Annotated in this window: 3 protein-coding genes; 1 reads left to right on the top strand and 2 read right to left on the bottom strand. The window is 55.2% G+C overall.

Features of this window, described 5'->3' with window-relative positions:
- Positions 1-409: 409 nt before the first annotated feature.
- Positions 410-1,609, top strand: coding sequence for a saccharopine dehydrogenase family protein (locus Q0X57_RS07075; RefSeq protein ID WP_297729554.1), 1,200 nt, complete (start codon positions 410-412; stop codon positions 1,607-1,609).
- 153 nt (positions 1,610-1,762) lie between these two features.
- Here the strand turns inward: Q0X57_RS07075 and Q0X57_RS07070 are convergent, their stop codons facing one another.
- Positions 1,763-3,805 carry an alpha amylase C-terminal domain-containing protein gene (locus Q0X57_RS07070; protein ID WP_297729551.1) on the bottom strand — a complete coding sequence of 681 codons (2,043 nt, stop codon included), beginning with the start codon at positions 3,803-3,805 and terminating at the stop codon, positions 1,763-1,765.
- A gap of 2 nt (positions 3,806-3,807) precedes the next feature.
- Positions 3,808-6,216: a cation:proton antiporter gene (locus Q0X57_RS07065; RefSeq protein WP_297729548.1), complete on the bottom strand. Its 2,409-nt coding sequence runs from the start codon at positions 6,214-6,216 to the stop codon at positions 3,808-3,810.
- Positions 6,217-6,607: the final 391 nt, after the last annotated feature.

Raw genomic sequence — 6,607 nt, 5'->3', positions numbered from 1 at the left:
CGAACTTTGATTTGCTTCTTCCGAAGTTTCATTTCATTCTTCCGAACTTTTATTTTGCGCCTCTGTGGAGATTTTTCATTTCCTCACTGGCGATTCCCCATTTCCTCGGGAGACGTGTAACCCTTTGTAGGGACGCACGATCTGTGCGTCCGTCCCCGTTAAAACCACGGATACCGTAACTTTTGACACAACGGACGCCGTAACCTTTGATACAACGGACGCACAGATCGTGCGTCCCTACAGGGCGACGTCTCGCTCTCCCCTCTCCCCTCTAACCTCTAATCTCTAACTTCTTTTTCGTATCTTTGGCAGAGCAAAAGTAGCGACGACGCTCGAGCAGCCGCAAAGGATGCTGGCGTAGCTACCGCAAACCTCATGAATCTCTAACGCTTTTAACTATACAACCTCTATGGCAAGAGTGATCATCATCGGAGCTGGTGGCGTAGGCACCGTAGTAGCTCACAAGGTGGCTCAGAATGCTGAGACCTTTACCGACATTATGCTGGCGAGCCGCACTAAGTCTAAGTGTGACGCCATCGCAGCACAAATAAAGAACGTCAAGATCCAGACCGCTCAGGTGGATGCTGACGATGTGGAGCAACTGGTACGACTATTCGAGAGCTTCCGCCCAGACATCTGTATCAACGTGGCTCTTCCTTACCAAGACTTGACCATCATGGAGGCTTGTCTCAAGGCGGGCGTCAACTACCTTGATACGGCAAACTACGAGCCCCTCGACGAGGCTAAGTATCAGTACAGTTGGCAGTGGGCGTATCACGACCGCTTTAAGGAAGCTGGCCTGACGGCTGTCTTAGGGTGTGGCTTTGACCCAGGCGTGACCAGTATCTTCACCGCTTATGCAGCTAAGCATCACTTTGACGAGATGCACTACCTTGACATCGTGGACTGCAACGGTGGCGACCACCACAAGGCGTTTGCAACCAACTTCAACCCAGAGATCAATATCCGTGAGATCACCCAAAAGGGTAAGTACTACCACGAGGGTGAGTGGATTGAGACGGAGCCTCAGGAGATACATCGTCCGCTACACTACCCGGGCATCGGTGTGCGCGAGTCTTATCTGCTCTACCACGAGGAGCTGGAGTCGCTCGTCAAGCACTTCCCCACGATACGTCGGGCGCGCTTCTGGATGACCTTCGGGGAGGAGTATCTCAAGTACCTCGAGGTGATCCAAAACATTGGTATGGCGAGCATTGAGCCGATCAACTACAACGGACAAGAGATCGTGCCGATCCAATTCCTCAAGGCTGTCCTGCCTAATCCTCAGGAGCTGGGCGAGAACTATACGGGCGAGACCTCTATCGGCTGCCGCATCCGTGGTGTCAAGGACGGCAAGGAGCGTACCTATTATATATGGAACAACTGCTCTCACCAAGCAGCCTACCGTGAGACGGGCACGCAGGGTGTCAGCTACACGACGGGTGTCCCCGCTACAACGGGCGCACTGATGCTCGCCAAAGGCATATGGGGAGGCGCTGGTGTCTTCAACGTTGAGCAGTTTGATCCAGATCCCTTCCTCAAGGAGGTGGCTCGTCAGGGACTGCCGTGGCATGAGTCTTTCGACATTGACATTGAGTTTGAGAAGTAAGACTTACACATATAAATAACGAGTAACGACTTGTAGGGACGCACGCTCTGTGCGTCCGTTGTGTCCAAGGTTACGATGCTGTAACTTTCGTTCGACAACGGACGCACAGAGCGTGCGTCCCTACAAAGGGTTACTCGTATTGTTTTGCCGCTATTACGGCTTGCGCTGGTAGACTTGCGCTGAGCGGGAGGGCAGATAGAGTCGTAGCTCGGTGCCTCCCTCGGCGGTGGTGCGGGTGTGATGCGTGATGCTGGCATCAATACGTCCGAAGCCTCCGCAGGCCACCGCATCGCTGTCGAGGAGTAGCTCGTATTGCCCCGCTGGCACGCCCTCGATGAGGTAGTCGGTGTAGCTCTCGGTGGGGCTAAAGTTAAAGGCAAAGAGGTAGCCGTCACCTCGCATGAAAGCGATAACCTGTCGCTCCGTATGGCTATGATAGCAGTAGTCAGAGAGCTCTGCAAAGCGAGGCGTCAGGTGGCCGAGCGAGAGCATCCCTTTGTCAAAGTGTGCGAGCTGCTTGTAGCGCAGTAAGCCATTAGCCTGTAGCGACCACTGACGACGAGCGTACTGGTAGGAGTAGCCATTGCCCTCACGAGGGAAGTCGATCCACTCGGGATGACCAAACTCATTGCCCATGAAGGTGAGATAACCGCCGCACATCGTGGCGAAGGTCATCAGACGGATCATATTGCAGAGCGCTATGCCACGCATCACCCGATCGTTGTAGTCGCTCTGCTGCATATGCCAGTACATGTCGCTGTCGATGAGTCGGAAGATGATGGTCTTGTCTCCGACGAGTGCTTGGTCGTGGCTCTCAGCGTAGGAGATAGTTCGCTCAGAGGGGCGATGATTGCGCAGTTCGTACCACATATTCTCGGGATTCCACGCTTCGTCGGGCTGCTCTTTGATCAGTTTGATCCAGTAGTCTGGCACATTCATCGCCAGGCGGTAGTCAAAGCCGTAGCCTTCGGAGGCTTGGCTTTCGCACAGTCCTGGCAGTCCGCTCACTTCCTCGGCGATAGTCGTCGCTGAGGGCTTGACAGCGTGGATGAGTTCGTTGGCAAGTGTCAGATAGGTCAGCGCATCTCGGTCTACATTGCCATTGTAGTAGTCCGCATAGGTGAGGAAAGGTCGCCCCAAGCCGTGGTCTTCGTAAAGCATCGAGGTGACCCCGTCGAAGCGGAAGCCGTCAAAGCCGTACTCCGTGAGCCAGTAGTGGCAATTGGAGAGGAGGAAGTGGACCACCTCGCCACGACCGTAGTCAAAGCAGAGCGAGTCCCACTGCGGATGCTCGCCACGGCTCCCCTCGTGGAAGAAGAGGGTCCGTGTGCCATCGTAGCGGGCCAAGCCCTCGGCTTCGTTGCGCACGGCGTGCGAGTGGACCAAGTCCATGATGACGTACAGCCCTAAGGCGTGCGCCTCATCGACTAAACGCTTGAGGTCGTCGGGCGTGCCGAAGCGACTGGACGGAGCGAAGAAGTTGGAGACGTGATAGCCGTACGAACCGTAGTACGGGTGCTCCTGGACCGCCATGATTTGGAGGGTATTGTACCCTGCCGAGACGATGTAGGGCAGTCGCTCCGTGCGAAACTGCTCGTAGCTCGCCACGCCCATCTCCTCGCCACTCATCCCTATGTGACACTCATAGATGAGCAAAGTGTCGGGACGCTGAGGTGCTGGCGCCTTGACAAGGTACGGTTCTTCGGGAGCCCAGACACGAGCGCAGAAGGTGTAGTCTCGCGGATCCTGCACGACATAATGAGCGTAGGCGGGGATGCGCTCTAGCTCCTCGTGGTCGGTGCAAATGAGTAGCTTGTAGTAGTCTAGATGGTGTAGCGCTGTGGCGGGAAGCTCGAGGAGCCATTCGCCTGGTCGTTCCTCATTGGCAACAAATCGATAGTTCGGATCTTTGCGCCACTCGTTATCGTCGCAAAGCAGGTAGACCGCCTGAGCCGCTGGCGCATATTCGCGCAATGTCCAGCCAGCGTCGGTGCGGTGCAGCCCAAAGTAAAGGTGTCCGCACGCCCAGCTCGAGAGACTTTGCGAGCCAACAAAGAGCTGCCGACGCTCAGCGATGTAGCTTTGCCACGCCTCTATCGTCTCATAGTGCGGAGCAAGCCACGGATCTTGCAGAGCCCAGAGCGGGGTGCTCAGCTTTGGCTTAGCTTGGCGAGGAGAACCTTTCTCACGTTTCATAGTTAAGACGCTTTACCAAGGTAAGAGACGGCTTCTGTAGTCGGACGATGTATCGTCGGCAACTCAATGGTCGCCTCGTCAATGTCTAGAATAAGGTAAGAGGGTAGTTGCTCTAGCAGCTCTTGCTGAGCTGACGTGAGGGCTGCCCACGCATCGTAAGCGATGAAGGCGAAGTCGTAACCGCTCAGGTCGACCTGCTCAGCAAAAGTCTCCCCGCTCCACGACACACGAGCCGAGAGCTCTGTCGTAGGCTTGGCGAGATGCGACGAGAGTGGCATCAGCGTGATCGGACTATCCGCACTTTGCGTCACCTGCTCGGCAACGAGTAGTAGCTCTTGATCCTCAGGCCGCTGCATTAGCACGAGCGGATGCGCTATCGGAGTCTGACCATTGTCCACATAAATGCCCACAGAGCAAGGCGCCTCCTGAGCAAAGGTAGCGATCAGCTCCTCAAAGGAGTGAGAGCTCTGCTCTTTCTTAGCTTTGCGACGGCGACCAGTCAGCAGACCCCACCTGCGGGTCAACTTATTGCTATAGGCGACTAGGTCGCGGTCTTTCTTATCTTGCGAAAGGTTGACACTCGCTCCGAGGAGGAGCAGGTTGCTCTGGATGTGATTAGCGTGCGAAAGGACCGCCTCAGGCACCGATTCGGCAATCTCATACTTACGCTCCACGGCAAGGTCCAGCTGCTTCGCCATCTCCATCGGAGCTGCAAAGCTACTGGCGTAGTAGTGGTCCGCATCAATGGTACTAATGTCCGTATCAGTAGTGACGTGCATCAGCGTACAAGCCACCTGTGGAGCGGTACCACCGCACAACCTATGGAAGAACTCGAGGAGCGTGACGCCCGTCTCGGCACGACCAAAGGAGATGAGCACTTGTCCCGTTGCGTGCTCCAGACTCTGTGGCGCTTTCTTCTTCTTGAGGAGCCAGTCGATCAGTTGCAACGTCGGAGCCGTCATAATCGTCGTCACGAGCGTCATCATCACGAGGATGGTAAAGAGGACAGTCGAGAGGACTCCTAGATCCAGTCCGATGCGTAGCACGACCAGTTCCATCAGCCCTCGGGTGTTCATATAAGCGCCTAGGTAAAGGCTCTCGCGGCGCTGTATACCACAGCTTCGCGCTGCTAGGTAAGTACCGCCCATTTTGCCCACAACTGCCACAAAGGTAAAGATGCCGAAGAGCGCCCACAGCTCAGGTGTATTGACCAATCCCAGCTCCGTGCGCAAGCCTGAGCTCACGAAGAAGAGCGGCAGGAGGAGCAGGAGCGCCAAGTCCTCGACCTTCTCCTTGACAATCACTCGGAAGTCTAGGTTCTCTGGCATGACCAACCCCAGCATAAAGGCGCCAAAGAGTGCATGCATACTCATGATCTCGGTGAAGTAGGCGCTCGCCATGAGGAGGATGAAGATGAGTCCCATGAGCGACTTGGAGAGCACCTCTCGATGTCTCACACGTCGACCGAGGAGTCCGAAGAGTGGTCGCAAGATGCCAAAGATAACTGCCAAGTAAAGGGCGAGGAAGAGCATATTGTAGAGAGCGCTCGTGAAGCTCCCCCCCTGACTGACCGCCATGATGGCCGCCAGCATGAGCCATGCCACGATATCTCCCATAGCTGCGGTCGAGAGCGCCAAGCGCCCCAGATGACTATGCGAGAGCGAGCGCTCCTGGATGATACGAGCCAAGACGGGGAAGGCGGTGATGCTGAGCGAGATGCCCACAAAGAGGGAGAGCGACAAGAAGCTACTCCCCTCGCTCAGTAGCTCAGGGCGACTGTACAGCCCATAGGTGAGAAGGATGCCTAGGATAAATGGAAAGATAATCCCCGACTGGCTGATGACGAACGCTTGCTGCGCCTGACCCTTGAGGTCTTTCATCCGCAGCTCCATACCGATGGTAAACATGAAGAGGATCAGTCCGAACTGGCTGAGCAACTCTAGATTGCCCAAACTGTGCACAGGAAAGAGCGTCTCCATCGCTTCTGGCCAAACGGCTCCCAGCAAGCTCGGACCGAGCAATATACCAGCAAGGATTTCCCCGATGACCGTCGGCTGATGCAATCGTGCGAAGAGCCACCCCACGACACGTACCACGAGCAGGATGACCACCAGCTGGATCAGTAGTAGCCCTATGTCTGAAGCGGCGTGCGAGCGTACCGACGTCACAAACGATTGCCACGGCGTGGCCTCCATCGCAGACGAGGGTGTGGTCAAGTTGAGTGCTACCACAGCCCCTTCGGACGCTTCGCCCAAGGGCTCTGTCGCAGTAGCTACGGGAGCCGTGACGAGAGACTCCGAGTTGACACTCATCGCCCCGTCAGTCGCAGCGACCCACCACAAGAGCGCCACGAAGATGAGCATTAGCCCACCGTAGAGCCACCACGCTTGCTGTCGTTGTTGTGTATTCATCGAGGATACGTCTATGTCGTTAATCAGTAAATCAACCAATAAGACTGCGCTCGCAGTCTCTTCCTACGGAACAAAGATACGAAATCACAACAGTCCGACGGAGGTTCCTCCGTTGGAACCGAAAAGTTCCATCCCTGGAACTAAAAAGTTCCAAAGGTGGAACAACTTTTGGAACTCGTATATACTACAAATAGCGTACGATACGACAAAGCCAAGAATCCGCAAATCTTACGAGCCGTACGTACCGACGACGCATAACAGGTCACCTCTCAATCTCCTTCCTACCGAGGAAATGGGAAATCTCCAGTGAGGAAACGAAGTTTCTCCACGGAGCTAGGAAATAAAACTTCGGAAGAATGAAATGAAACTTCGGAAGAAGCAAATCAAAGTT

Source organism: uncultured Porphyromonas sp. (assembly GCF_947254915.1).
GTDB lineage: Bacteria > Bacteroidota > Bacteroidia > Bacteroidales > Porphyromonadaceae > Porphyromonas.
This window is presented reverse-complemented; position numbering and strand designations above follow the sequence as displayed.

Excerpts from the sequence above, each read along its gene's own strand:
- Q0X57_RS07070 (WP_297729551.1), bottom strand. The coding sequence starts at position 3,805 with ATGAAACGTGAGAAAGGTTCTCCTCGCCAAGCTAAGCCAAAGCTGAGC.
- Q0X57_RS07075 (WP_297729554.1), top strand. The coding sequence starts at position 410 with ATGGCAAGAGTGATCATCATCGGAGCTGGTGGCGTAGGCACCGTAGTA.
- Q0X57_RS07065 (WP_297729548.1), bottom strand. The coding sequence starts at position 6,216 with ATGAATACACAACAACGACAGCAAGCGTGGTGGCTCTACGGTGGGCTA.